The following is a 24,285-nucleotide window of genomic DNA, read 5'->3' as shown; positions in this document are numbered from 1 at the left end:
GATCGATCACGGCGCGACCCCGCAGGAGGCGGCGGAGCTGATCGCCATCGCGAGGGGCGACGGCGGCGTGCCGATCCTGCAGGTCGGCGACGAGGTGCGCATCACCGTCGCTCCGGATGCCGAGGATCCCGAGCGGATGCGGCCGGTCGCCGTGGTGCTGCCGGCCGAGGGCCAGAGCGCCGAACGCACCGTCGCCCTGGCGCTGGCCCAGCCGCTGTTCTCCTCCGGCGGTGCGTTGCGGACCGGGTCGCTGCGCCCGTCGAGCGTGCCCGCTCCGAGCCAGACCGGACCGCGCGCCAGCGTCTACGAGGGCATATATGACAGCGCCCTGAGGATGCAGGTGCCCCAGTCGCTCATCACGGAGATGATCAAGGTCTTCTCCTTCGACGTCGACTTCCAGCGGAACACCTCGCCGGGCGACATGCTCGAGCTCTTCTATGCCGAGACCGGCGAGGAAGAGGGCAGCTCGCAGCCGGAACTGCTCTATGCGTCGATCGGGGTTCGCGGGGAGATCAGGCGCTACTACCGCTTCCGGACGCCCGACGACGGCGTCGTCGATTACTACGACGAGACCGGCAAGAGCGCGAAGAAGTTCCTGATGCGCAAGCCGATGACGGGCGGCACCTTCCGATCCGGCTACGGCATGCGCCGGCATCCGATCCTTGGCTACACGCGGATGCATTCGGGCGTCGACTGGTCGGCCCGGACCGGTACGCCGATCATGGCTTCCGGCAATGGCACCATCGTCTACGCGGACTGGAAGTCTGGCTACGGACGTCACATCCGCATCCGGCACGCCAATGGCTACGAGACCAGCTACAGCCACATGTCCGGCTTCGCCCGCGGCATCGCCGAGGGCGTGCAGGTCCGCCAGGGCCAGATCATCGGATATGTCGGCTCGACCGGCCTGTCGACCGGGCCGCATTTGCACTACGAGGTGCTTGTCAATGGCCGAAACGTCGATCCGATGCGCATCCGGCTACCGCGCGGACGCGTCCTGGAAGGCCGCGTGCTGGCGGCCTTCGAGAAGGAAAAGTACCGGATCGACAGCCTGATGAACCGGGCGCCGGCATCCACCAGGGTGGCATCCGCGGGCGAATGACGCAGCGCATGCGGCACACGGAACGCTGCGCCGACGAGCCGGGTCCGGCGGCCGGCGAGACCGGCAATCGGGATGTGGAGTCCGCCGCATCCTCCCGTCGGCCGCATCCTCACGACGCCTGAACTGCGATCTGGTCGGCATCCGCCCGCCGGCTGGCCGGAGCATCACCGAAGCGCTGCCTCGAGCGGCATGCCGCAACGGCATGTGCGCCCATCGGCGCCGACAGCTCGATTGCAGGGCGCCCGTGTCACCACGGGCGCCCTTGCGGATTTCGTGGCACGGCCCGACGTTCAGGCGGCCTGCACGGACGCCATGACCGGTTCGAAGACAAGTTCGCCGTCGGCCACCCGCACCCGCACCGTGTCGCCGTCGGCGATCTCGCCGGCCAGGATCTTCTCGGCAAGGGGATCCTGCACGAACTTCTGGATCACCCGCTTCAGCGGACGGGCGCCATAGGCGGGATCGTAGCCCTTCTCCGCCAGCCATTCGCGCGCCGCAGGATCAAGCTCGAGCTCGATCTTGCGCTCGCTGAGCAGCTTGCGCAGCCGCTGCATCTGAATGTCGACGATAGCCGTCATCTGGGAGCGCTGCAGCCGGTGGAACAGCACGATCTCGTCGAGCCGGTTCAGGAATTCCGGCCGGAAGCGCGCCCTGACGACCGCCATCACTTCATCGCGCACCGCGTCGGAATCCTGCCCCTCCGGCTGGGCGGCCAGGAACTCGGCGCCGAGATTCGAGGTCATGACGATCAGCGTGTTGCGGAAATCAACTGTGCGGCCCTGCCCGTCTGTCAGCCGACCGTCATCGAGCACCTGCAACAGGACGTTGAACACGTCCGGATGCGCCTTTTCGATCTCGTCGAACAGGATGACCTGATAGGGACGCCGGCGCACCGCCTCGGTCAGCGCCCCGCCCTCCTCATAGCCGACATAGCCGGGTGGCGCGCCGATCAGCCGGGCCACGGAGTGCTTCTCCATGTATTCCGACATGTCCATCCGCACCATCGCCGTCTCGTCGTCGAACAGGAACTCGGCGAGCGCCTTGGTGAGCTCGGTCTTGCCGACGCCGGTCGGGCCGAGGAACATGAACGAGCCGATCGGCCGGTTCGGGTCCTGCAGGCCGGCGCGGGCACGCCGCACCGCGGTCGAGACCGCCTCGACGGCTTCCCGCTGACCGACGACCCGCCTGCCGAGCTCCTCCTCCATCCGCAGCAGCTTCTCACGCTCGCCTTCGAGCATCTTGTCCACCGGAATGCCGGTCCAGCGCGAGACGACCTGGGCGACGTGATCGGGCGTCACGGTCTCCTGCACCATGCCGCCCTTCTCCTCGGCCTCGACGGCGACGAGCTTGCGCTCGAGCTCGGGAATGATGCCGTAGGCAAGCTCGCCGGCCCGCTGGAATTCGCCGCGCCGCTGGGCGTTGGCGAGTTCGTTGCGCGCCCTGTCGAGTTCCTCCTTGAGCCGCGCAGCCTCGCCGAGCTTGTCCTTCTCGGCTTTCCAGCGTGCTTCCAGCGCCGCCGCCCTCTCTTCCAGATCGGCGAGATCCCTCTCGAGCTTGGCGAGCCGGTCCTGCGATGCGCGATCGGTCTCCTTCTTCAGGGCCTCGCGTTCGATCTTCAGCTGAATGATGCGCCGGTCGAGTTCGTCGAGCTCCTCCGGCTTGGAATCGACCTGCATCCTCAAGCGCGATGCGGCCTCGTCGACAAGGTCGATCGCCTTGTCGGGCAGGAAGCGGTCGGTGATGTAGCGGTTCGACAGCGTGGCGGCAGCGACCAGCGCGGCATCGGCGATGCGCACCTTGTGGTGCTGCTCGTAGCGCTCCTTCAGCCCGCGCAGGATCGAGACCGTATCCTCGACGGTCGGTTCGGAAACGAACACCGGCTGGAAGCGGCGGGCAAGCGCGGCATCCTTTTCGACGTGCTTGCGGTATTCATCGAGCGTCGTCGCACCGACGCAGTGCAGTTCGCCGCGGGCGAGCGCCGGCTTCAGCAGGTTGGAGGCGTCCATCGCGCCGTCCGCCTTCCCGGCGCCGACCAGCGTGTGCATTTCGTCGATGAACAGGATGATGTCCCCTTCGGCGGCGGTCACCTCCTGCAGCACGGCCTTCAGCCGCTCCTCGAACTCGCCGCGATACTTCGCGCCCGCAATCAGCGCGCCCATGTCGAGCGCGAGCAGCCGCTTGTCCTTCAGGCTCTCGGGCACGTCACCGTTGACGATCCTGAGCGCCAATCCCTCGACGATCGCAGTCTTGCCGACGCCCGGCTCGCCGATCAGGACGGGGTTGTTCTTGGTGCGCCGCGACAGGACCTGGATCGTCCTGCGGATTTCGTCGTCGCGGCCGATCACCGGGTCGAGCTTGCCCTCGCGTGCGGCTTCGGTGAGGTCGCGTGCGTAGCGCTTCAGCGCGTCATAGGCGTCCTCGGCGGACGCCGAATCGGCCGTTCGCCCCTTGCGCAGATCGTTGATCGCGGCATTGAGGCTTACCGGCGTCACGCCGGCCTCGGCGAGGATGCGCGAGGACTCGCAACTCTTCTCCATCGCAAGCGCCAGCAGCAGGCGCTCGGTGGTGACGAAATTGTCGCCGGCCTTCTTGGCAGCTTCCTCTGCGGTGTTGAACACCCGCGCGGTCTGGGGCGCGAGGTAGAGCTGTCCCGCGCCGCCGCCTTCGACCTTCGGCAGCTTGCCGAGCGCCAGCTCGACGCGCTGCAGCGCATCCTGCGGTCGGCCGCCGGCCTTGGTCATCAGGCCCGCCGCAAGCCCTTCAGGATCGTCCAGCAGCACCTTGAGCAGATGCTCGGGCGTGAACTGCTGATTGCCCTGGCGCAGCGCCAGCGACTGTGCCGCCTGGATGAAGCCGCGCGCCCGTTCGGTATAGGTCTCGAAATTCATGATCTTCCCTCTTTCCCGGCATGGCCGGCCGGCCCCCTCAGGCACCGGAAGGCCACCCACTCGAAGTGGCGAAGCGGACCGCAATGGCCGCTCGCCCCTCCCATATGGGTGTTGCCATTCTGCCACGAAAGGGGTCTTGTCTGCCGCGGGGTACGAAAACGACGGACGAGGCCGATGCCGACAGCGACACTCGAATCGATCTTCCGCTATCCGGTGAAGGGCTTGTCACCCGATCAGCTTGAATCGGTGACACTGGCACCGGGAGCGACCCTGCCCTTCGACCGGGCCTGGGCGATCGAGAACGGACCAAGCGGGTTCGACAGCCAGCACCCGGCCTATCTGCCGAAGATCAAGTTCCTGATGCTGATGAAGAACGAACGTCTGGCGGCGCTCGAAACCCGCTTCGACGAGGCTTCCTGCACCCTCGACGTGTTCCGCCACGGCAAGCGGGTGACGGGCGGGCGGCTTGACGATCCGCTGGGATGCCGGCTCCTCGAGCAGTTCTTCGCCGCCTACATGGACGGGGAGTTGCGGGGTGCTCCCCGGATCCTGCGATCGGATGGGCACAGCTTCTCGGATGTGAGCGCCAAGGTCGTCTCGATCGCCAGTCTGGCCAGCCTGCGCGAGGTCGAGCGGGTCGCCGGACGACCCGTGCATCCGCTGCGCTTCCGCGCCAATCTCTACGTCGACGGCTGGTTGCCTTGGCAGGAATTCATGCTGGTCGGCGAGACGTTGCGGATCGGCCCGTCGGCGACTGTCAGGGTGGTCGCCCGCATCGTGCGCTGTGCAGCAACGAACGTGGATCCTGTCAGCGGAGCGAGGGACATGCAGATCCCCCGGTTGATCGAGGGCGCCTTCGGCCACTCCGACTTCGGCGTCTATGCCGAGGTGACGGGCGCCGGCACGATCCGTCCCGGCGACACCATCACGCGCGCCTGATCATCGGCCGCGCCCGATCGGGACGGCCGTGGTCACGCCCCGCCGCGAACCAGAGCGCTGCCCCGGCTCAGGCGGCGTCGGCACGGTCGTCAGGCGTCATTCATCTCGCCACCCGCCGCGGCGGCTTCGGCAGCGCCATTGCCGTTGGTCGACCGGACCGACTCGCCAGCCTCGGTGGCCGCCGCCGTGGACCGCCGACGACGGCGGCGCGGCGACACGGTGCCGTTGCCCGCTGCGTGGCCTGCACGATCCTCGGCGGCGGGCTTGGCCGGAGCCTCCTCAGCCTCTTGGCTGCGCGCATCGAGCGGCAGCTCGGGCGCTTCCGGCTGGACGTATGGCTGCGGACCCTCCCCGCGGACCGGATCGAGGCGCGTCGGCTCGGCGCGGACGGGCTCGGGACGCAGCGGTTCGCCGGTCAGATCGTCGTCGTCGTCATCGTCGTCGATGCCGTTGTAGCGGAAGCGCTGCGGCTGCGGTTCGTTGGGATTCTGCTGCTGGAACTGTGCCTGTGCTGCCGCGATGATGCGGAAATAGTGCTCGGCGTGCTGGAAGTAGCTTTCCGCCAGCACCGGATCGCCGGAGGCCGTCGCGTCGCGGCCGAGCTGGGCATACTTTTCGGCGATGTGGGCCGCGGTGCCGCGGATCTTCACATCCGGGCCGTTGCTTTCATAGGAACGCGACAGGGGGCTGGGGCCTCTGCGACCCCGTCCACGCATCCGCTTGTTCTGCTGTCCCGGTCTCATGGGCAGTCCGTCTACTCCGTTAAGGCAATGATCTGCGCAGCCGAGGCATCGAATGCCGGTCGGATCGCGAACGGATTCCGTTCGTCGGGTATCTCCGAATCTCTGACGCTGCCATCGTGTCCTGGCGCGTACCGGTCAAGATCGACTCCCGACGTGAGTCCGCTGCCGCTGTACCGCCATATGCCGCATCAGCCATGCCGATGACACGCTGATTAACGGCTTTCGCAGCGAAAGTCTGGGAGCCTCCGTTTCGAGGCGCGGTCCCTGCCCCGGCCCGTCGAACGGCGCTCTTGCCCCTGAAACGCCGCCGGTAGCCCGGGCGGCTCATGTTGCTGGCCGCCCGAAACCGCACTTGGAACCTAGCCTGTTCGGGTCGGGTTTCCAAGTCGTTTTTTTGGAGCGTCCGTTCGGTTCAGGGCACTTCGGCGACGACGACACGGCCGACGGTCGCCAGATCGGCCGCAATCCTCAGCACGCGGAGCCCCTCTGCGCCGGCGAGCTTCGAGACCTCGTCCGCCTGGCCCCTGCCGACCTCGAGCGCGACCCGCCCGCCGGCCACCACAACCCGCCGGCAATCGGCAAGGATCTGCCGGTAGGCGCGCAGGCCATCCGGGCCACCATCAAGCGCCGCAAGTGGATCGTGCCGAGCCACCTCCGGTGCCAGTCCGCCGATTTCACCGGTCGGGATGTATGGCGGATTGGACAGCAGGATATCGATGCCGCCGGCGATCGGCTCTGACCAGCGCCCGCAGACGAAGCCTGCCCGCGCGGCGACACCGTGCCTGTGCGCGTTCTGACAGGCGATGCGCAGCGTCGCCTCGCTGATGTCGACGCCAATGCCGAAGGCCGAGGGCAGCTCGGTCAGCAGGGCGACGAGCAGGCAGCCCGAGCCGGTGCCGAGATCCACGATCCGCAGCGGCGCCGACCGGCCCGGCCCGACGTCGATCTCCTCGAGGACGGCCGCAACCAGCGTCTCGCTGTCCGGGCGCGGTACGAGTGATTCCGGGCCCAGCAGGAAGTCGAGGCTCCAGAATTCCTTGTGGCCGACGATCCGGGCGACCGGTTCGCCAAGCATGCGCCGTTCGACCATCGCGCCGAGCCGCGCCGCAATGCCTGGATCGGCGGGATTGCTACCCTCGGCGATGAGCCCGGCCCGGTCGAGTCCGGTCGCGGCGGCCGCGAGGACTCGCGCATCCAGCCTCGCCGTATCGAGCCCCGCCTCGGCCAGACGCCGCGAAGCATCCCGGATCAGGTCCTCGAGCGTCGCTGGCGCGCCGGACCTCACGCCCGCGCCTCGGCGACGCCCTCCTGCGCGGCGAGCCGGCGGGCCTGGTCCTCGGTAATGAGCGCGGAGATGACCTCGTCGAGCGCCTCGCCGAGAATCACCTTGTCGAGCTTGTAGAGAGTCAGGTTGATGCGGTGATCGGTGACCCGCCCCTGGGGAAAGTTGTAGGTGCGAATCCGCTCCGAGCGGTCGCCGGAACCGACCTGTCCCTTGCGGTCGGCGGCGCGGGCGGTATCGAGCCGCTCGCGTTCCGCCTCGTAGAGGCGCGCGCGCAGAAGCTTCATCGCCTTGGCCTTGTTCTTGTGCTGCGAGCGCTCGTCCTGGACGGCCACGACGAGCCCGGTCGGCAGGTGGGTGATCCTGACGGCACTGTCGGTGGTGTTGACATGCTGGCCGCCGGCGCCGGAGGCGCGATAGACGTCGATCTTCAGGTCGGCCTCGTCGAGCTCGACATCGACCTCCTCGGCCTCCGGCAGCACCGCGACGGTCGCCGCCGAGGTGTGGATGCGTCCCGAGGCTTCGGTCTCGGGTACCCGCTGCACACGGTGGACTCCGGACTCGAACTTCAGCCGGGCGAACACGCCACGCCCGCTCACCTCCGCGATGATTTCCCGGTAGCCGCCGAGATCGGAGGGGCTTTCGGAGATCACGTTGACCTTCCAGCCCTGCAAGTCGGCATAGCGCTGATACATGCGGAACAGGTCGCCGGCAAACAGTGCCGCCTCCTCACCGCCGGTACCGGCGCGGATTTCGAGGATCGCACCCTTCTCGTCGGCGACGTCGCGCGGCAGCAGCAGCACCTGCAGGTCGCGTTCGGCCGCCTCGATGCGGGCCTCGATCGCCTCCAGCTCGGCTGCGGCGAGACCGGCCATCTCGCGGTCACCGGCCGGATCGTCGCGCAGCTCCGCCAGCCCGCGCGCTTCCGCCCGCAGCGCCAGCAACTCGCGCGCCTTGGCCGCCACCGGGCCGAGATCGGCGTGCTCGCGCGACAACCGCACGAACGCGTCGGCATCGGGCGAGGCCGACATGGCATGCTCGATCTCGTCAAGCCTGTCGACCAGAGACTGAAGTTTTGCGTCGGTAATCATGGCCACCGATCAGATCGGAATGTCGTGCTGACGGGCAAAGTCCGCCAGTTCGGCACGCAGGCTGCGATGCGGCCGCGACAGGGCCGGCAGCAGCCAGTCCTGCAGCTTGCCGACATCAAGCGCAAGGATCATCGCCTTGACCGGCCCGATGGCGGCCGGCGCCATCGAGATCGAGCGATAGCCGAGTCCGACCAGCGCCATCGCGGCGAGCGGATTGCCGGCCAGCTCGCCGCACAGCGTCACCGGCACAGCGGCGGCGTCCGCCGCCTCGACGATCCGCCGCATTGCCCGGAGCGGCGCGTGCGACAGTGCATCGAAGCGGTCGGCGAGCAGCCCGCTCGCCCGGTCGGCGGCGAAGATGAACTGCAGAAGGTCGTTCGAGCCGACCGACAGGAAGTCGACCCGCTCGAGCAGTTCCTCGAGCTGCCACAGAAGCGCCGGCACCTCGACCATCGCGCCGAGCCTGACCGAGGCGGGCAGCGCATGGCCGTGCCGCTCCAGATGCCGCCGCTCGCGGGCCACGAGCTCGCGGGCCCGGTCGAACTCCCCGACTTCCGTGATCATCGGGAACATCAGGCGCAGTTCCCGCCCTGCCGCGGCATGCAGCAGGGCCCGGATCTGCGTGCGCAGCAGGGCCGGCCGGTCGAGCGCCATGCGGATCGCCCGCCAGCCGAGCGCCGGATTCTCCTCGTGCGCCGTGCGCAGATAGGGCAGCACCTTGTCCCCGCCCACGTCCAGCGAACGAAAGGTGACCGGCAGATCTGCGGCCGCGTCGAGCACCGCCCTGTACAGCGTCAGCTGATCGCGCATCCGCGGAAAGGTCGAGGCGACCATGAACTGCAATTCGGTGCGGAACAGGCCGATGCCGCTGGCGCCCGCTTCCTTGACGTGGGGCAGATCGACCAGCAGACCGGCATTGACCAGCAGCGATATCGACACTCCATCGCGGGTGACGGCGGGTACATCCCTGAGCCGGCGATACTGTTCCTGCCGCCGGGCGCGGAACCGCACCTTCTCGACATAGGCCTGCTCCACGTCCGCCGGCGGCCTGACATGGACCTCGCCCGAGAAGCCGTCGACAATGATCGCATCGCCGGGGTTGACGAGATCGAGGATGCCCTCCACCTGCCCGACGGTAGCGATCCCGAGCGCACGGGCGACGATGGTGACGTGGCTGGTCGGCGCCCCCTCCTCCAGCACCAGCGCGCGCAGCCGCTCGCGGTCGTAGTCGAGCAGCTCCGCCGGCCCCATGTTGCGGGCGATGACGATCGCATCGCGCGGCAGCTCGGCCGCCGGCTCGAGGCCGTTCCAGCCGACGAGCTGGCGCAGCAGCCGGTTTGCCAGATCGTCCAGGTCGTGCAGCCGTTCGCGGATGTAGGGATCGGTCTGCCTCAGCATCCGCGCGCGGGTGTCATTCTGGACCCGCTCCACCGCGGCCTCGGCGGTCAGGCCGGACATCACCGCCTCGCGCATCCGCTCTGCCCATCCGCGGTCATAGGCGAACATGCGGTAGGTCTCGAGCACCTCGCGATGCTCGCCGGCGCGCATCATCTCGCTGCGCGTCAACAGATCCTCGACAGACGTCCTGAGATTGTCGAGCGCCGCCTCCAGCCGGCCGAGTTCCGTATGAATATCCTCGGCGATGAGATTGGTGATCTCTATGCGCGGTTCGTGCAGGACCGCATGTCCAAGCCCCAGACCCTCGGACAGCGACCGCCCGGTGAGATGGTGGGGGCGCTTCAGGGCCAGGTTGTCGCCGGGTCGAACGAGTGATTCGAGCTCGCCACCGGCGATCATTTCGGCCAGCACCATCGCGGTCGTCTGGAGTGCCTCGACCTCCTCCTCCGAATAGAGCCGGTGGGTCCGGTTCTGCACCACCAGCACGCCCAGCGTCTGGCCGCCGCGCAGTACCGGCACGCCGAGGAAGGCGTGATAGATTTCCTCGCCGGTCTCGGGCAGATAGGCGAAGGCCGGATGCTGCTGGGCGTTCTGGAGGTTGAGCGGCTCGGCGCTGGCCGCGATGGTGCCGACCAGACCCTCGCCAAGCTTCAGGCTCGACTTGTGGACGGCCTCGCGCTTGAGACCTTCCGTCGCAAACAGCTCCAGCGAGCCGTCCGCCCGCAGCACATAGACCGAGCACACCTCCGCCACCATGTTGGAGGCGATGGTTACAACGATCTTGTCGAGCCGTTCCTGCGCGCTGACCGGCTCCGCCATCAGCTCGCGGAGCTTGCGGAGCATCACGCGCGGGCCGCCGATCGATCCCCGCATACCGAAACGTGTCCCCGGTGCGCCGGAGTGGCGCAGCTTAACTGCCGAAGGCCGATACGCCGAATCGCGCCGACACCTCTGCCAGCGATACAGTGAACTTTACTGAACTGGGGTCGGCAATCCGCCACTGCCCCGTCCACGTGTTCCGGGCCGGGCCGTCTGCCCAACCCGAGGTTGCATCATCCGCCGCGTCAACCTTCATCGAGGCCGTATAGCGAATGCAAAGTTCGTACCGCAAGCTCCGTGTAGGCGGCGTCGATGAGAATGGAGATCTTGATCTCGGAGGTGGTGATCGCCTGGATGTTGATTCCCTTCTCGGCAAGGGCCTTGAACATCTGCGCGGCGACACCGGCATGGCTGCGCATGCCGATGCCGATCACCGAAACCTTTACGACGTCGGCAGAGCCGGACACCTCCTCGTAGCCGATCTCGGCGGCGGCCGACCTGATCACCTCCATCGCGCGCTCGAAATCCGCACGCGGCACGGTAAAGGTCATGTCGGTGTGACGGCCGTCGGCCGAGACGTTCTGGACGATGACGTCGACATTGATGTTCGCATCCGACAGCGGACCGAACACGCTCGCCGCCACCCCCGGCTTGTCGGCGACGCGTCGGAGTGTGATCTTGGCCTCGTCCTTGGAGAAGGCGATTCCGGTGACGATCTGCTTTTCCACGATCTCGTCCTCGTCGCAGATGAGGGTTCCGGGCGGCAGGTTCCCCGGTCCGGTCTGGGGTGCATCAGGCGAATCGAAGCTCGAGCGCACGAAGGTGCGCACGCCATGCACCATCGCCAGCTCGACCGAGCGGACCTGAAGGACCTTGGCGCCCAGCGAGGCCATTTCGAGCATCTCCTCGAAGGCGATCCGATCGAGCCGCCGCGCCCGGGGAACAACGCGCGGGTCGGTCGTGTAGACGCCGTCGACATCGGTATAGATGTCGCAGCGGTCCGCCTTCAGCGCAGCGGCCACCGCGACGGCGCTGGTATCCGATCCGCCACGCCCGAGCGTCGTGATTCGATTGTCCGGGCCGATGCCTTGGAAGCCGGCGATCACGGCGACCTGGCCCTGCCGCAGACGGTCGAGCAGGACATGGCCGGCGATGTCGGCGATACGCGCCGCACCGTGCGCTGCATCGGTTCGGATCGGGATCTGCCAGCCGAGCCACGAGCGGGCGGAGATCCCCATTTGCTGCAGCACGATCGCCAGCAGCCCGGCCGTGACCTGTTCGCCCGAGGCAACGACGGTGTCGTACTCGCGGGCATCGTGAATGGCGGCCGCCTCGCGCGTCCAGGCGACGAGCTGGTTGGTGGCCCCGGCCATCGCCGAAACCACCACGGCGACCTCGTGGCCGGCGTCGCACTCGCGCTTGACGTGGCGCGCAACGTTGCGGATCCGCTCGATGTCCGCGACCGAGGTTCCGCCGAACTTCATGACGATGCGGGACATGGAAACGGTCTCGGGATGATGCCGGATCGCGGTCGGTTCGGGATCTGCGGCAGGGACCCCGGTCCCGCCGCGCGCGCCTAGATACAGGCTCGCCGGACGTGGCGCAACCACACCGCCGAGAGGATCCCGCCCTTGACACGGGGCCCTTGGCGGGCGACGCCTACCACATGGCCAGACGTCAATCCCGTGAGCCGGCCGCACCGGCATCCACCGTCGACGACGACGAGGTGGCGCGATTCGCCGCGCTCGCCGAGGAATGGTGGGACCCGGATGGCAGGATGGCGGTGCTGCACCGCTTCAATCCGGTGCGCCTCGACTATATCCGCGACCATCTCGCGACGCAGTTCGATCGCGATCCGCGCCGCACCGACAGCCTCTCCGGCCTGCGCCTGCTCGACATCGGCTGCGGCGGCGGGCTGCTGTGCGAACCCCTGGCCCGCCTGGGCGCCGAGGTCGTCGGCGTCGATCCCTCCGAGCGAAACATCGCCACCGCCCGCATCCACGCCGAAGCCCAGGGTCTGGCGATCGACTATCGCGCCACGACGGCGGAGAGCCTCGCAGCCGCCGGCGAGCGGTTCGACGCGGTACTGGCCATGGAGGTGGTCGAGCACGTCGCCGATGTCGAGGCCTTCCTGAAGGCCTGCGGCACGATGGTCCGTCCGGGCGGGTTGTTCTTTCTCGCCACCATCAACCGGACCCTGAAGGCCTTCGCACTGGCCATCGTCGGGGCGGAATACGTGCTGAACTGGCTGCCGCGCGGCACCCATCAGTGGAACAGATTCCTGACGCCGGACGAGATCGAGGACGGCCTCGCGGCGGCCGGCCTGCGGGTATTGGATCTGACCGGCGTCGTCTATGCGCCCCTGTCGGGCGAATGGCGCCGGTCGCGCGATACCGACGTCAACTACATGCTGGTATCGCAGAAGCCCGAGCGCCGCTGACTCGCCCTTCCCTGCCCTGCCGTCCTAGTTGCGCTCCTCCGGCAGGGTCGGCAGCGGCAGCACCGGGATCCCCTCCTCCAACAGGGCGCGCGCCTCCTCGAGACTTGCCTCGCCATGGATGGCACGCGCTTCCGCCTCCTCGTAATGCATCCGGCGCGCTTCCTCGGGGAACCGGTCGCCGACATACTCCGAGTTCTCGGCAATGTGCCGCTTGAGGCGCCGAATGGCCTCGACCAGCTCGGCAAGCTTCGGGTCGGTCATTGCGGGATGCGCGGCGGCGAGCGGCACCGTCGCCTCGGCGCGGCGTGTCGCCACTGCCGGCGCCATCAGCTGCTTCTCGACTGCCACGGAGCCGCAGACCGGACAGGCGACTTCCCCCGCATCCTTCTGCCGATCGAAGGCGGCGCTGTCGCGGAACCATCCCTCGAAGGCGTGATCCCCGTCGCAGGTCAGGGCATAGCGGATCATCGGCACCCCGCCTCAGGCTGCCGCCAGCAGCGCGTCGAGCCGGCCCTGCCGGTCGAGCGCATGCAGATCATCGCAGCCGCCGACATGGGTCTCGTCGATGAAGATCTGCGGCACCGTCCTGCGGCCGCCGGCGCGCTGCGTCATTTCCGCGCGCAGCCGGGGGTCGGCACCGACGTCGATCTCCTCGAAGGACACACCCTTGGCGGCCAGAAGAGTCTTGGCGGCATGGCAATACGGACAGAATGGCGTTGTGTAGATGACGACGCGAGCCATGATCTTCAACCCTTGCGCCGGCTGATCCGGCCCATTGCATATATGTTCGTTCAGGTCTGCGCCACAACCCTGGCGAAGACCAGCACATCGACGCTGGCCGCGCCGGCCCGCAGACATGTCTTCGCGCAGGCATCGACGGTGGCCCCGGTGGTGAGCACGTCGTCGACGAGCAGTACGTGACGGCCCTCGATCATGGGACGGGCCGCTGGTGCAACGCGAAACGCGCCGGCCACGTTCCGCCGCCGCTGCCGCGCGCTGAGGCCGACCTGCTGGCGGGTGGGCCTGATGCGCAGCAGCGCGCAGGCCTCGTAGTCGCGCCCCGCGTGCCGCGCCAGCGCTGCCGCCAGCAGCGCCGACTGGTTGAAGCGGCGCGCGAACAGCCGTCGGCGGTGCAGCGGTACCGGAACGATCACGTCGCAATCCGCGATCAGTTCGGCACCCGAACGTGCCATCAGCCTCGCCATGAGCGCGGCGATTTCCAGCCGGTCGCGGTATTTCAGCGCATGCACCAGCGACCGCGCCGGCCCTTCGTAGCGGGCAACGGCGCGCGCGCGGCCGTAGGCGGGCGGATCGGCGATCGCGGCCGGGCTGATGATTCCGGGGCCAGCATCATAGGCGAACGGCGTGCCAAGCCGCTCGCACAGCGGGGCTGCGATGAACTGCGTGCGCGCCCAGCACACGGCGCACAGCCCGGTCGCGACCACGGCACCCTGGCAGGCGGGACAGCGCGGCGGCAGCAGCAGGTCGACCAGGGCGCGGGCGAGACGGCCGAGGCGCTGCCCGACGCTGCGCATGGCCGGCCTTGCAGCAACAGCCGTCATTGCCCTGTTCCCGGTGTCTTCCGCAAGGGTCGGCTCGGTCAGCCGAGACGTCAAGTCCCGTCGGATTGCGACCGGCCAGGTGGCCAGGTCGACTTCCACGCGCATTGGCGCCATATCTCGCAGGCCAACCGATGGGACACCGCACTTGAGCGACGACACCCCCGACTTGCGGCGCGTCTTCGACCGCGCCCTCATCGCCCGACGGCGTGGGCGCGCCGCCTCGACGCTGCCGGATGCGGATTTCCTGCTCACCGAGGCGACACAGGCGATCGCCGAGCGGCTGGCGGTGGTGCTGCGCGACTTCCCGCGCGCCGTCTGTCTCGGCGCGCAGGATGGCCGCCTGGCGCGCGCGCTGGCGGACGACCGCCGGATCGGCACGGTGATCTCGACCGAGAGCTGCCCGGCCATGTTGGCGGGCCTTCCCCATCCCCGCCTCGCGGCGGACGAGGAAATCCTTCCGTTCGCGGCGGCAAGTCTCGACCTGGTGGTCGCGCCGCTCTCGCTCCACTGGGTCAACGACCTGCCCGGCACGCTGGCCCAGATCCGGCGGGCGCTGAGGCCCGACGGGCTGTTTCTCGCCGTCCTGTTCGGCGGCGGGACGCTGCGCGAACTGCGCGGTAGTCTGCTCCAGGCGGAGGCCGATCTGGTCGGTGGCGCCAGTCTGCGCATCGACCCGTTCCTGGACGTCCGCGACGCGGGCGGACTGCTGCAACGCGCCGGCTTTGCTCTCCCGGTTGCCGATACCGAGATTCTGACCGTCCGTTATGCCGATCCGCTGCGGCTGCTCGCAGACCTCAGGGCAATGGGCTGGACCAACGCGCTCGCCGGCCGCAGCCGGCGGCCCCTGCGCCGCGACGTGCTGGCGCATGCCCTCGAGATCTATGCCGAGCGCCACCACGACCCGGATGGTCGCATCAGGGCGAGCTTCGAGTTCGTGCACCTGTCTGGTTGGGCGCCGCACGAAAGCCAGCAGCAACCGCTGCGTCCGGGCACGGCGCGGATGCGCCTTGCCGAGGCGCTGGGCACCCGTGAACAGCCGGCGGGAGACAAGGCCGGCGGCGCCGACCGTTAGTTCAGGCCGCTGAAGCCGTCGACCACGGCCTGGAACTTGTCCTGCACGGTCTCGCCGGTCTGCAGGGCCAGCGTCACGATCAGGATCGAGATGCTTCCTGCGATCAGGGCATATTCGATCGCGGTCGCACCGCTGTTGTCGCTCAGGAAAGCCCGCGCGCGCTGCGCAACTCGCCAATAGGTCATTCCAGCCTCCTGTTGCCGCGCGCTCACAGCAAGTCGCGCAAGATCGGCACCAGCGGGATGTCTGCCGGGGGCATCGGATAGTCGCCGAGCCGGACCGGTCGCACCCAGGCGATCTGCTGCCCTTCGAGGGGTCTTACATCGCCCGACCAGCGTCGACAGACGAACAATGGCATCAGGAGATGAAAATTTTCGTAATCGTGACTCGCAAACGTCAATGGAGCCAGGCAGGCGTCCTTAACCTCGATGCCGAGCTCCTCGGCCAACTCGCGGATCAGCGCATCGGCCGGGCGCTCGCCCGGCTCTACCTTGCCGCCGGGAAATTCCCACAGTCCCGCCATGGACTTGCCCTCGGGACGGCGGGTGATCAGCACGCGCCCGTCGACGTCCACGAGCGCGCAGGCGGCCACCAGCACGAGGGGGCGGGCAGATGCGTTCATGATTGACGCCGTCAACTCCGGTAGTCGGCGTTAACCGAAATGTAGCCGTGCGTCAGATCGCAGGTCCACACCCGCGCCCGCCCGCGGCCGAGGCCGAGATCGACCCGGATGCCGATCTCGCGGGCCTTCATGTAGGCGGATACCGCGGCCTCGTCATAGGCCGGGTCGCGTTCGCCGTCGGCGGCGACACGAATGTCGCCGAACCAGATCGACAGCCGGTCACGGTCGGCCGGTTCGCCCGCCTTGCCGACCGCCATGACCACGCGGCCCCAGTTCGCGTCCTCGCCCGCGATCGCAGTCTTGACCAGCGGCGAATTGGCAATCGACAGGCCGATCCGTCTGGCCGAGGCGTCGCTCTCTGCGCCGGTCACCTCGACGGTGATGAACTTGGTCGCGCCCTCGCCGTCGCGAGCGACCAGCTGCGCCAGCTCGGCCAGCAGCGACGTCAGCACGTTGCGGAAGCGCGTCACCCGCGGGTCGGTCACCTCGCGCATCGGTGCAAGCCCCCGCGCGGCGGCCTTGCCGGTGGCGAAGGCAAGCAACGTGTCGCTGGTCGAGGTGTCGCCGTCGACGGTCGTGCAGTTGAAGGTCGTCTCGACCGCCTCGGCCAGCACCGCCTGAAGCACCGGCGCGGTGATCGGCGCATCGGTGAACACGAAGCTCAGCATCGTCGCCATGTCGGGCGCGATCATGCCGGCACCCTTCGCGATGGCGTTGATCGTCACCGCTACGCCGTCGAGCTCGATCGTGGCGCTGGCACGCTTCGGAAAGGTGTCCGTGGTCATGATCGCCGCCGAGGCATCGGCGAAGCCGTCCGGAACGGCTTCGGCCGCCAGGTGCTTCAGCACCCGCTCGAACGGTGTCGGATCGAGAGGCTCGCCGATCACGCCGGTCGAGGCAAGAAAGACCTCCTCGGGGCGGCAGCCGGCGGCCTCCGCGGCCGCCCGCGCCGTCGCCTCGACTGCTGCGCGCCCGCGCATGCCGGTAAACGCGTTGGCGTTGCCGGAATTGACCACCAGGGCGCGGGCGATGCCGCCGCCGAGCCGCGCCCGGCACCATTCCACCGGCGCCGACGGGCAGCGCGAACGGGTGAACACGCCGGCGACCGTCGTTCCCTCGCTGAACAGCGCCAGCATCACGTCGCGGCGCCCCTTGTAACGGATGCCGGCCTCCGCCGCGGCAAGCCTGACCCCCTCGACCGGCGGCAGATCCGGCAGCCTTGCCGGCGCCAGCGGCGAAACCTCCTGCGCCTTGCCCATTCGCCGGCCCCTCGGCGTCTATTCCACCGCCTCGTCGGCTGCCGGATCCCCGGCACCGAAGCGCTCGATCCGGGCCGACTCGCGCAGCCCGATGATCACGTCGCGCTGCTTGCGCCGCACCAGCATCTCGTCGATCTGATCGCGCACCTCGTCGAAACCCGGCTTGTTACGCTTGCCCTCGACCTTGATGATGTGCCAACCGAATTCGGTCTTGACCGGGTCCGACACCTCACCGGGCTGCAGCGCGAAGGCTGCGGCGGCGAATTCCGGTACCATCTCCTCCTTCGAGAACCAGCCGAGGTCGCCCCCGTCGTCCTTGGAGCCGGGATCGCGCGAGCGCTGCGCGGCGACCGCGGCAAAGTCCGCACCGCCATCGAGTTCCTGCCGGACCGCCTTGGCCTCGCTTTCGGTCTCGACCAGGATGTGGCGGGCGTGAACACGCTCCTCCTCCGGCACCTGTTCGATCACCTCATCGTAAAGCGCCTGCGCGGCCTCATCGGTAACCGCCTCGGCGCCCTTGCGGTTGAGGAAGGTCTCCATGAGGTTGCGCTTGGTGACGTATTCCATGCGCTTGCGGAATGCCTCCTCGTCGGCAATTCCCGCCTCCCGCGCCGCCTGGGCGAGAAGCTCCAGGTCGGTCAGATAGGTGATCAGGTAGCCCTCCTGCTCATCCTCCGGAATGTCGGGAGCGCTTTGCAGGATGTCCTCGGCTGCCACTGCCAGATCACCTCGGGTGATCTCGATGCCATTGACGCGCGCAACCACCTCGTCGGCGTCCTGTGCCCGTCCCGGCGCGCCGCATGCGACGACCATCATGGCAAGGGCGGCGATGCCTGTGCGCCACGACGCGGGGGTATCGAACAGTTTCATCAGGAGTACTTTCCGTGCTTGCGGGAATCGATTCGGATCGGACGCGGTTCGCTCCGCCGCCCATCCGCGCGATGATCCGGCCCACGCCGTCGACGCCTCGACACGATCGCGAAGCCGGCGCGGCGCCAAGCATGCCCAAACCGATCGCGTTGACAAGGCGAAATCCGACTCTTATCTCACCTCACGGTGGCCGGACGGCCGCGCCCGCGCCTGACATCCGTCGGGGCCGAGGACGGCCGCCCGGCCGTGGCGCGTGTCCATTGCGTGCGCCGCGGGCGGACGCTTCATCACATACGGGCTCCCGCGGCGCGACCACCTTCGGCGACGGGAGCCGGAGAGACCGCACTCATGATGGGCCTCAGCACCCTCGCCAGCAAGCTGTTCGGATCGGCCAACGACCGGAAGGTCAAGGGATACCGCTCGCGGGTCGACGCGATTAACGCCCTCGAGGCACAGCTCTCCGGTCTCAGCGACGAGGCCCTGAAGGCGCGCACCGCCGAGTTCCGCCAGCAACTCGCGAACGGCGCCGATCTCGACGATCTGCTGGTTCCGGCATTCGCCACTGTTCGCGAGGCGGCCAAGCGTACCCTGCGGCAGCGTCATTTCGACGTGCAGCTGATCGGCGGCATGGTGCTGCATGAAGGCAAGATCGCCGAGATGAAGACGGGCGAAGGCAAGACGCTGGTCGCCACCCTGCCCGTCTACCTCAACGCCCTGACCGGCAAGGGCGTCCATGTGGTCACGGTCAACGATTACCTGGCCCGCCGCGACGCTGACTGGATGGGCGAGATCTACAGGTTCCTCGGCCTCACGGTCGGCTGCATCGTCCACGGTCTGAACGACGACGAGCGACGCCAGCAATATGCCTGCGACGTCACCTACGGCACCAACAACGAGCTCGGCTTCGACTACCTGCGCGACAACATGAAGTACGAGCTCGCGCAGATGGTGCAGCGCGGTCACAACTTCGCGATCGTCGACGAGGTCGACTCCATCCTGATCGACGAGGCGCGCACGCCGCTCATCATATCCGGCCCCGTCGAGGACCGTTCCGACCTCTACAATGCCATAGACCGGTTCATTCCGATGCTTCGGCCAGAGCATTTCGAGGTCGACGAGAAGACCCGTGCCGCGACGCTGACCGAGGAAGGCACCGAGTTCATCGAGGCCAAGCTGGCCGAGGCGGGCCTCCTGAAGAACGGCTCGCTCTATGACGTCGAGAATGTGACCATCGTCCATCACGTCAACCAGGCGCTGCGGGCCCACAAGCTGTTCCAGCGCGACAAGGACTACATCGTCAAGAACGGTGCCGTGGTCATCATCGACGAGTTCACCGGGCGGATGATGGAGGGCCGGCGCTACTCGGAGGGCCTGCACCAGGCCCTCGAGGCAAAGGAACGGGTGCAGATCCAGCCCGAGAACGTCACCCTCGCCTCGATCACCTTCCAGAACTACTTCCGTCTCTACACCAAGCTCGCCGGCATGACCGGCACGGCCGCCACGGAGGCAGACGAGTTTCTGGACATCTACGGGCTCGAGGTCGTCGAGATCCCGACCAACGTTCCGGTCGCGCGCATCGACGACGATGACGAGGTCTACCGGACCACGAAGGAAAAGTACGACGCGATCCTGGCACTCATTGAGGATTGCAAGGCGCGCGGTCAGCCGGTGCTGGTCGGCACCACCTCGATCGAGAAGTCCGAGATTCTGGCCGATCTCCTCAAGAAGCACGGCTACCGCCAGAAAGATTTTTCCGACCCCGACGTCTTCAAGCCGCTCTATGATGGCGACCAGGGTACGCCGCAGGAGAAGGTTTTCGCGGTTCTCAACGCGCGCTATCACGAACAGGAGGCCTACATCATCGCGCAGGCCGGCGTGCCGGGTGCCATCACCATTGCCACCAACATGGCCGGCCGCGGCACCGACATCCAGCTCGGCGGCAACGCCGACATGCGCATCCGCCACGAGATCGATCCCTCGCTCGAGGGCCCGGAACGCGAAGCGGCCGAGCGCGCCATCCGCGAGGAGGTCGAACGGCTGAAGGCCAAGGCGAAGGAGGCCGGCGGCCTGTTCGTTCTCGCCACCGAGCGCCACGAGAGCCGGCGCATCGACAACCAGCTGCGCGGACGGTCCGGCCGCCAGGGCGACCCCGGCCGCTCCAGGTTCTTCCTGTCGCTGCAGGACGATCTGATGCGCATCTTCGGCTCCGACCGCATGGACGGGATGTTGCAGAAGCTCGGCCTCAAGGAGGGCGAGGCGATCGTCCATCCCTGGATCAACAAGGCGCTGGAGAAGGCGCAGTCGAAGGTCGAGGCCCGCAACTTCGACATTCGCAAGAACCTGCTCAAGTTCGACAATGTGATGAACGACCAGCGCAAGGTCATCTTCGAGCAGCGCATCGAGCTGATGTCGGGCGAGGACGTCGCCGAGACCGTCGCCGACATGCGCCACCAGGTCGTCGAGGACCTGGTGGCCAGGCATATCCCCGAGAAGGCCTATGCCGAACAGTGGGATGCGGCGGGGCTGAAGCAGAAGGTCCGGGAGATCTTGAATCTCGATCTGCCGATCGAGGACTGGGTCAAGGAGGAGGGAATCGCCGACGAGGAGGTGCGCGACCGCATCCGGAAGGCTGCCGACGCCCAATTCGCCCGCAAGGTAGCGGACTTCTCCCCGGCCCTGATGCGGCAGATCGAGAAGGCGGTCCTCCTGCAGACCCTCGACCATCTCTGGCGCGAGCATCTGATCACCCTCGACCATCTCCGGCAGGTCATCGGCTTCCGCGGCTATGCCCAACGCGACCCGCTCAACGAATACAAGACGGAGGCCTTCGCACTGTTCGAGGCGATGCTCGACCGGCTGCGTGAGGCGGTGACCAGCCAGCTGATGCGGATCGAGCTGGTCCGCGAGGCCCCGCCGCAGCCTGCACCGCTGCCGGTCATGCAGGCTCACCACATCGACCCGACGACCGGCGAGGACGAGATGGCGCTGGCCGACAGCGAGCTGGCGATGGCGAATGGCGGTCCGCCGCCCGCGCCGCGCCGCATGATGCGCGAGCGGGTCGCGGCCGATCCCGGTACCTGGGGAAAGGTCGGCCGCAACGAGCCGTGCCCCTGCGGCTCCGGCAAGAAGTTCAAGCACTGCCACGGCCGCTTCGCCTGATCTGCACAGGTCGGCCAACTGTTCGCCGGGTCGTGCCAACGCCGGCATGCCATCGGCACTGCGCCGGCGGAGGGATGCCTCGCCTGGCCGATACGGCATCTGGTGATGGCATCGGGATCGGCGCGCTCGCGGCCGGCGCAGGTGCAGTCGCCGGACCGCTGGCGTCGGTCGAGCCCTTCGGCTGGGTCGACGGCGCATCGCCCATGCTGTGATCCGGCCTGCCATGCTGTGGCGGTTGCAGCCGGGACTCGCCACCGGCGCCGCGAACCTCGCACCGTCATCGGCGTTATGCTAGGTCGCAGCTTCGCGACCCTTTCCTGCCATGGGTCTCTGCATGTCCCGACCACGCCTGCTGCTGATCGCCAATCCCAATGCCTCGCGCTGCAGGGAGGGGCTTGGACCGGCCGTCTCTGCGCTCGCAATGGCCGGATTCGACATTAATCTGCGTTGTCCCGCCTCAAGCGAGGCGATTGCCGGCGTCATCGCGAGCGAAGGCGGTGAGGCCGAGGCCGTCGTGGTCGCCGGGGGTGATGGTACGGTCAACGCGGCAGCCGATGCGCTCATCGCCTGTGGCCGTCCGGTCGGGCTGTTGCCGCTGGGCACGGCCAACGACCTCGCGCTGACACTCGGCATTCCGCAGGATCCGGTCGCGGCCGCCGCCGTCATCGCAGACGGCGCCCCCCGTGCGATCGATGTCGGGCGGGCCAACGGCCATGCCTTTGTGAATGTCGCGTCGATCGGTCTTTCGGTGAAGATTGCCGAGCGCCAGGACCCGGTCCGCAAGCAGCAGTGGCGGACGCTGAGTTATCTCATCACGACCCTGCGGGTGCTCGGCGAGGCAGATCGCTTCGCCGCACGCATCACCTGCGACGGGCAATCCGTCGACGTCGAGGCCTATCAGATCGCCGTGGGCAACGGCGTCCACTATGGCGGTGGCCTGACCGTCGCCGAGAATGCAGCGATCGACGACGGACTGCTCGACGTCTATGCGATCGAGGCAGGATCCCTGGCCGAAGTCGTCGGGCTCGCTCCGGCGCTGCTGATCGGCACCCAGGGCCGCAGCACCGCCGTGACGACCCTGCGTGGCCGGCACGTGGTGATCGAGACCGAACGGCCGATGCCGGTCAACACCGACGGCGAGGTGACGACCGAGACGCCGGTGGAGATGAACGTCGAGCGCGGCGCGCTCCGTGTCTATGCCCCGCCGGTCGAGATGCCGGAGCCCACGTCTTGAACGTCGATCAGATCGTCGTCTTCGCCATCTTCTTCGGGGTCTTCGCCCTGTTGATCTACGGGCGCTGGCGCTACGACCTCGTGGCACTCGGCGCGCTGTTCACCGGTCTCCTCGCAGGCGTCGTGCCGGTGAGCAAGGCCTTTGCCGGCTTCGGCCATCCCGCAACGATGATCGTCGCCATGGTGCTGGTCGTCTCTCGCGGGCTGATGAACTCGGGTGCAGTCCACCACATCGCCCGGCTGGTCGCCGATGGCACGCAATCGGTCAGCCGTCACATCCTGCTGCTGGGCGGCGTCGGCGCGGCGCTTTCGACGGTAATGAACAATGTCGCTGCGCTCGCCATGCTGATGCCGGTCGACATCGAATCGGCCCACAAGGCGGGCCGCAGCCCGGCGGTGTCGCTGATGCCCCTGTCCTTCGCCACCATCCTCGGCGGCATGGTGACGATGATCGGCACGCCGCCCAACATCATCATCGCCCAGTTCAGCCGCGATGCCGGCGGAACGGCCTTCGGCTTCTTCTCCTTCGCGCCCGTGGGGCTGGCTTGTGCCATCGCCGGGCTCGTCTTCATCGCCCTGATTGGCTGGCGCCTGATCCCCAAGCAGCGCGCCGCGGTGAACTCGCCGCAGGCGCTGCTCGACATGAAGGGATACACCGCCGAGGTCGTCGTCGGAGAGGAGTCGCCCATCGTCGGCAAGATGATGCCCGAACTCGACGAGGTGGCGGCGGAGGCCGGCGTCGTCGTTGCCGGCCTCGTGCGGCGCGGCAAGCGGCTCGCCGGACGGGCGCGGCGCGCAAAGGTACGGGCTGGCGACATCCTCGTGCTGGAGGCCTCCCCCGCCGCGATCGACCGGTTCGTCGGATCGCTCAAGCTCGGCTATATCGGCGAGGACAGGCATCGGCGCGAGGCGGGCGCAGATCTGTCACTGAGCGAGGTGGTGGTTCCCCGCGGCTCCCGCCTCGACGGGCGCTCGGCCGACGAGGCGCGGCTGCTCAGCTCCTATGGCATCACCCTGCTCGGCATTTCCCGCCAGGGTAAGCCGTCGCGCGAACGGGTGCGTCGGATACCGATCCAGGGCGGAGACGTACTGCTCCTGCTCGGGCCTCCGGATCGCCTCGCCGAGGTCTCGGCACGTCTCGGCACGCTGACGCTGGCCGATCGCGGCCTGACGGTCACCCGCCACGGCCGCGCCTGGCTCGCGGTCGGCCTGTTCGCCGCCGCCGTCGTGCTCGCCAGCACCGGCCTGGTGCCGCTCGCGGTGGCGCTGATCGGCGTGGTCGTCGCCTACGCCGTGACCGACATCGTGCCGCCGCGCCAGCTCTACGAGAGCATCGACTGGCCGGTGGTGGTTCTTCTCGGCGCCCTGATCCCGCTCGGCACGGCGCTCGAGGAGACCGGTGGAACGGCCCTTCTGGCCAGCGGGCTGGTCGGGCTGTCCGCCGGCTTCCCGGCCTGGGTGGCGGTCATGATCCTGCTGGCGGCAACGATGTCGCTGTCCGACGTGCTCAACAACAACGCGACCGCCCTCGTCGCTGCGCCGGTGGCGATCGAGGTGGCGCGCGCACTCGACGCCCGCCCTGACGCCTTCCTCATGGCGGTCGCGGTCGGCGCATCCTGCGCGTTCCTCACGCCAATCGGACACCAGAACAACACCCTGGTCATGGGGCCGGGCGGCTACTCGTTCGGCGACTACTGGCGCATGGGCCTGCCGCTCGAGCTGATGGTCGTCGCCGTCGGACTGCCCGCGATCCTCATCGTCTGGCCGCTGTAGCGGAACGTCGCTCGGCCCAGCTCCGGCCCGCCA

General features: G+C 68.1%; 20 protein-coding genes (1 of these 20 only partly in view). 7 read left to right on the top strand and 13 right to left on the bottom strand.

Annotated features, from left to right (window positions below; genetic code table 11):
* On the top strand, positions 1-1,102 hold the 3' portion of the coding sequence (locus EDC22_RS15850) for a M23 family metallopeptidase (protein WP_165926944.1). 836 nt of this gene lie to the left of the window's left edge; only the last 1,102 of its 1,938 coding nucleotides appear in the window; its start codon lies beyond the left edge, outside the window; its stop codon occupies positions 1,100-1,102.
* Positions 1,103-1,392: 290 nt separating this feature from the next.
* On the opposite strand, the gene clpB is transcribed toward EDC22_RS15850, so the two are convergent.
* The gene (gene clpB, locus EDC22_RS15845) at positions 1,393-3,990 is read right to left on the bottom strand and encodes an ATP-dependent chaperone ClpB (RefSeq protein ID WP_132807653.1); all 2,598 of its coding nucleotides are present in this window, start codon (positions 3,988-3,990) and stop codon (positions 1,393-1,395) included.
* Between the two features lie 174 nt (positions 3,991-4,164).
* Between clpB and EDC22_RS15840 the strand changes: the two genes are divergently transcribed.
* Entirely contained in the window at positions 4,165-4,929 is a 765-nt protein-coding gene (locus tag EDC22_RS15840) for an MOSC domain-containing protein (protein WP_165926943.1), read from the top strand.
* Between the two features lie 89 nt (positions 4,930-5,018).
* On the opposite strand, the gene EDC22_RS15835 is transcribed toward EDC22_RS15840, so the two are convergent.
* The 5 genes from EDC22_RS15835 to EDC22_RS15815 all read right to left on the bottom strand — a co-directional run bounded on the left by EDC22_RS15835 (position 5,019) and on the right by EDC22_RS15815 (position 11,761).
* The gene (locus EDC22_RS15835; RefSeq protein WP_132807651.1) at positions 5,019-5,672 is read right to left on the bottom strand and encodes a DUF4167 domain-containing protein; all 654 of its coding nucleotides are present in this window, start codon (positions 5,670-5,672) and stop codon (positions 5,019-5,021) included.
* A 412-nt stretch (positions 5,673-6,084) separates the two neighbouring features.
* Positions 6,085-6,957: a peptide chain release factor N(5)-glutamine methyltransferase gene (prmC, locus tag EDC22_RS15830; protein ID WP_132807650.1), complete on the bottom strand. Its 873-nt coding sequence runs from the start codon at positions 6,955-6,957 to the stop codon at positions 6,085-6,087.
* On the bottom strand, positions 6,954-8,051 hold the full coding sequence (prfA, locus tag EDC22_RS15825) for a peptide chain release factor 1 (protein ID WP_425385538.1): 1,098 nt from the start codon (positions 8,049-8,051) through the stop codon (positions 6,954-6,956). The genes prmC and prfA overlap by 4 nt, the downstream gene beginning before the upstream one ends.
* Positions 8,052-8,054: 3 nt before the next feature.
* The gene (gene ptsP, locus EDC22_RS15820; RefSeq protein ID WP_132807648.1) at positions 8,055-10,316 is read right to left on the bottom strand and encodes a phosphoenolpyruvate--protein phosphotransferase; all 2,262 of its coding nucleotides are present in this window, start codon (positions 10,314-10,316) and stop codon (positions 8,055-8,057) included.
* 191 nt (positions 10,317-10,507) lie between these two features.
* Positions 10,508-11,761, bottom strand: coding sequence for an aspartate kinase (locus tag EDC22_RS15815; RefSeq protein ID WP_132807647.1), 1,254 nt, complete (start codon positions 11,759-11,761; stop codon positions 10,508-10,510).
* Positions 11,762-11,928: 167 nt separating this feature from the next.
* Here EDC22_RS15815 and ubiG point away from each other — a divergent pair, with 167 nt between their 5' ends.
* A complete protein-coding gene (ubiG, locus tag EDC22_RS15810; RefSeq protein WP_132807646.1) occupies positions 11,929-12,702 on the top strand; it encodes a bifunctional 2-polyprenyl-6-hydroxyphenol methylase/3-demethylubiquinol 3-O-methyltransferase UbiG in 774 nt (257 codons plus the stop codon).
* A gap of 24 nt (positions 12,703-12,726) precedes the next feature.
* On the opposite strand, the gene EDC22_RS15805 is transcribed toward ubiG, so the two are convergent.
* From EDC22_RS15805 to EDC22_RS15795, 3 genes are read right to left on the bottom strand one after another with little or no spacing between them, the layout of a single operon-like run.
* The gene (locus EDC22_RS15805; RefSeq protein WP_132807645.1) at positions 12,727-13,170 is read right to left on the bottom strand and encodes a DUF1178 family protein; all 444 of its coding nucleotides are present in this window, start codon (positions 13,168-13,170) and stop codon (positions 12,727-12,729) included.
* A gap of 12 nt (positions 13,171-13,182) precedes the next feature.
* A complete protein-coding gene (grxC, locus tag EDC22_RS15800) occupies positions 13,183-13,443 on the bottom strand; it encodes a glutaredoxin 3 (protein ID WP_132807644.1) in 261 nt (86 codons plus the stop codon).
* 50 nt (positions 13,444-13,493) lie between these two features.
* The gene (locus EDC22_RS15795; RefSeq protein ID WP_245499798.1) at positions 13,494-14,264 is read right to left on the bottom strand and encodes a ComF family protein; all 771 of its coding nucleotides are present in this window, start codon (positions 14,262-14,264) and stop codon (positions 13,494-13,496) included.
* Between the two features lie 145 nt (positions 14,265-14,409).
* On the opposite strand from EDC22_RS15795, the gene EDC22_RS15790 reads away from it, so the two are divergent.
* Complete coding sequence (locus EDC22_RS15790; protein WP_425385537.1) at positions 14,410-15,336, top strand: methyltransferase domain-containing protein; 927 nt, start codon at positions 14,410-14,412, stop codon at positions 15,334-15,336.
* On the opposite strand, the gene EDC22_RS15785 is transcribed toward EDC22_RS15790, so the two are convergent.
* The 4 genes from EDC22_RS15785 to EDC22_RS15770 are packed head-to-tail and all read right to left on the bottom strand — an operon-like array spanning position 15,333 to position 18,087.
* Positions 15,333-15,521: a Flp family type IVb pilin gene (locus EDC22_RS15785; protein ID WP_132807641.1), complete on the bottom strand. Its 189-nt coding sequence runs from the start codon at positions 15,519-15,521 to the stop codon at positions 15,333-15,335. The two genes, EDC22_RS15790 and EDC22_RS15785, sit on opposite strands and share 4 nt — an antisense overlap.
* Positions 15,522-15,544: 23 nt before the next feature.
* Positions 15,545-15,958 (bottom strand): (deoxy)nucleoside triphosphate pyrophosphohydrolase, encoded by a 414-nt coding sequence (locus EDC22_RS15780; RefSeq protein WP_132807640.1) that lies wholly within the window; start codon positions 15,956-15,958, stop codon positions 15,545-15,547.
* A gap of 11 nt (positions 15,959-15,969) precedes the next feature.
* On the bottom strand, positions 15,970-17,217 hold the full coding sequence (gene argJ / locus EDC22_RS15775) for a bifunctional glutamate N-acetyltransferase/amino-acid acetyltransferase ArgJ (RefSeq protein ID WP_132807639.1): 1,248 nt from the start codon (positions 17,215-17,217) through the stop codon (positions 15,970-15,972).
* Positions 17,218-17,235: 18 nt separating this feature from the next.
* Complete coding sequence (locus EDC22_RS15770; RefSeq protein WP_132807638.1) at positions 17,236-18,087, bottom strand: peptidylprolyl isomerase; 852 nt, start codon at positions 18,085-18,087, stop codon at positions 17,236-17,238.
* A 348-nt stretch (positions 18,088-18,435) separates the two neighbouring features.
* On the opposite strand from EDC22_RS15770, the gene secA reads away from it, so the two are divergent.
* From secA to EDC22_RS15755, 3 genes are all read left to right on the top strand, one after another.
* Complete coding sequence (gene secA / locus EDC22_RS15765) at positions 18,436-21,246, top strand: preprotein translocase subunit SecA (protein WP_132807637.1); 2,811 nt, start codon at positions 18,436-18,438, stop codon at positions 21,244-21,246.
* Between the two features lie 334 nt (positions 21,247-21,580).
* Positions 21,581-22,480 (top strand): lipid kinase, encoded by a 900-nt coding sequence (locus tag EDC22_RS15760; protein WP_165926942.1) that lies wholly within the window; start codon positions 21,581-21,583, stop codon positions 22,478-22,480.
* Positions 22,477-24,252 (top strand): SLC13 family permease, encoded by a 1,776-nt coding sequence (locus EDC22_RS15755; protein WP_132807635.1) that lies wholly within the window; start codon positions 22,477-22,479, stop codon positions 24,250-24,252. Before EDC22_RS15760 ends, EDC22_RS15755 begins: the two co-directional genes overlap by 4 nt.
* The last annotated feature ends 33 nt before the right edge of the window (positions 24,253-24,285 follow it).

This window comes from Tepidamorphus gemmatus (assembly GCF_004346195.1).
Classification (GTDB): domain Bacteria; phylum Pseudomonadota; class Alphaproteobacteria; order Rhizobiales; family Tepidamorphaceae; genus Tepidamorphus; species Tepidamorphus gemmatus.
This window is presented reverse-complemented; position numbering and strand designations above follow the sequence as displayed.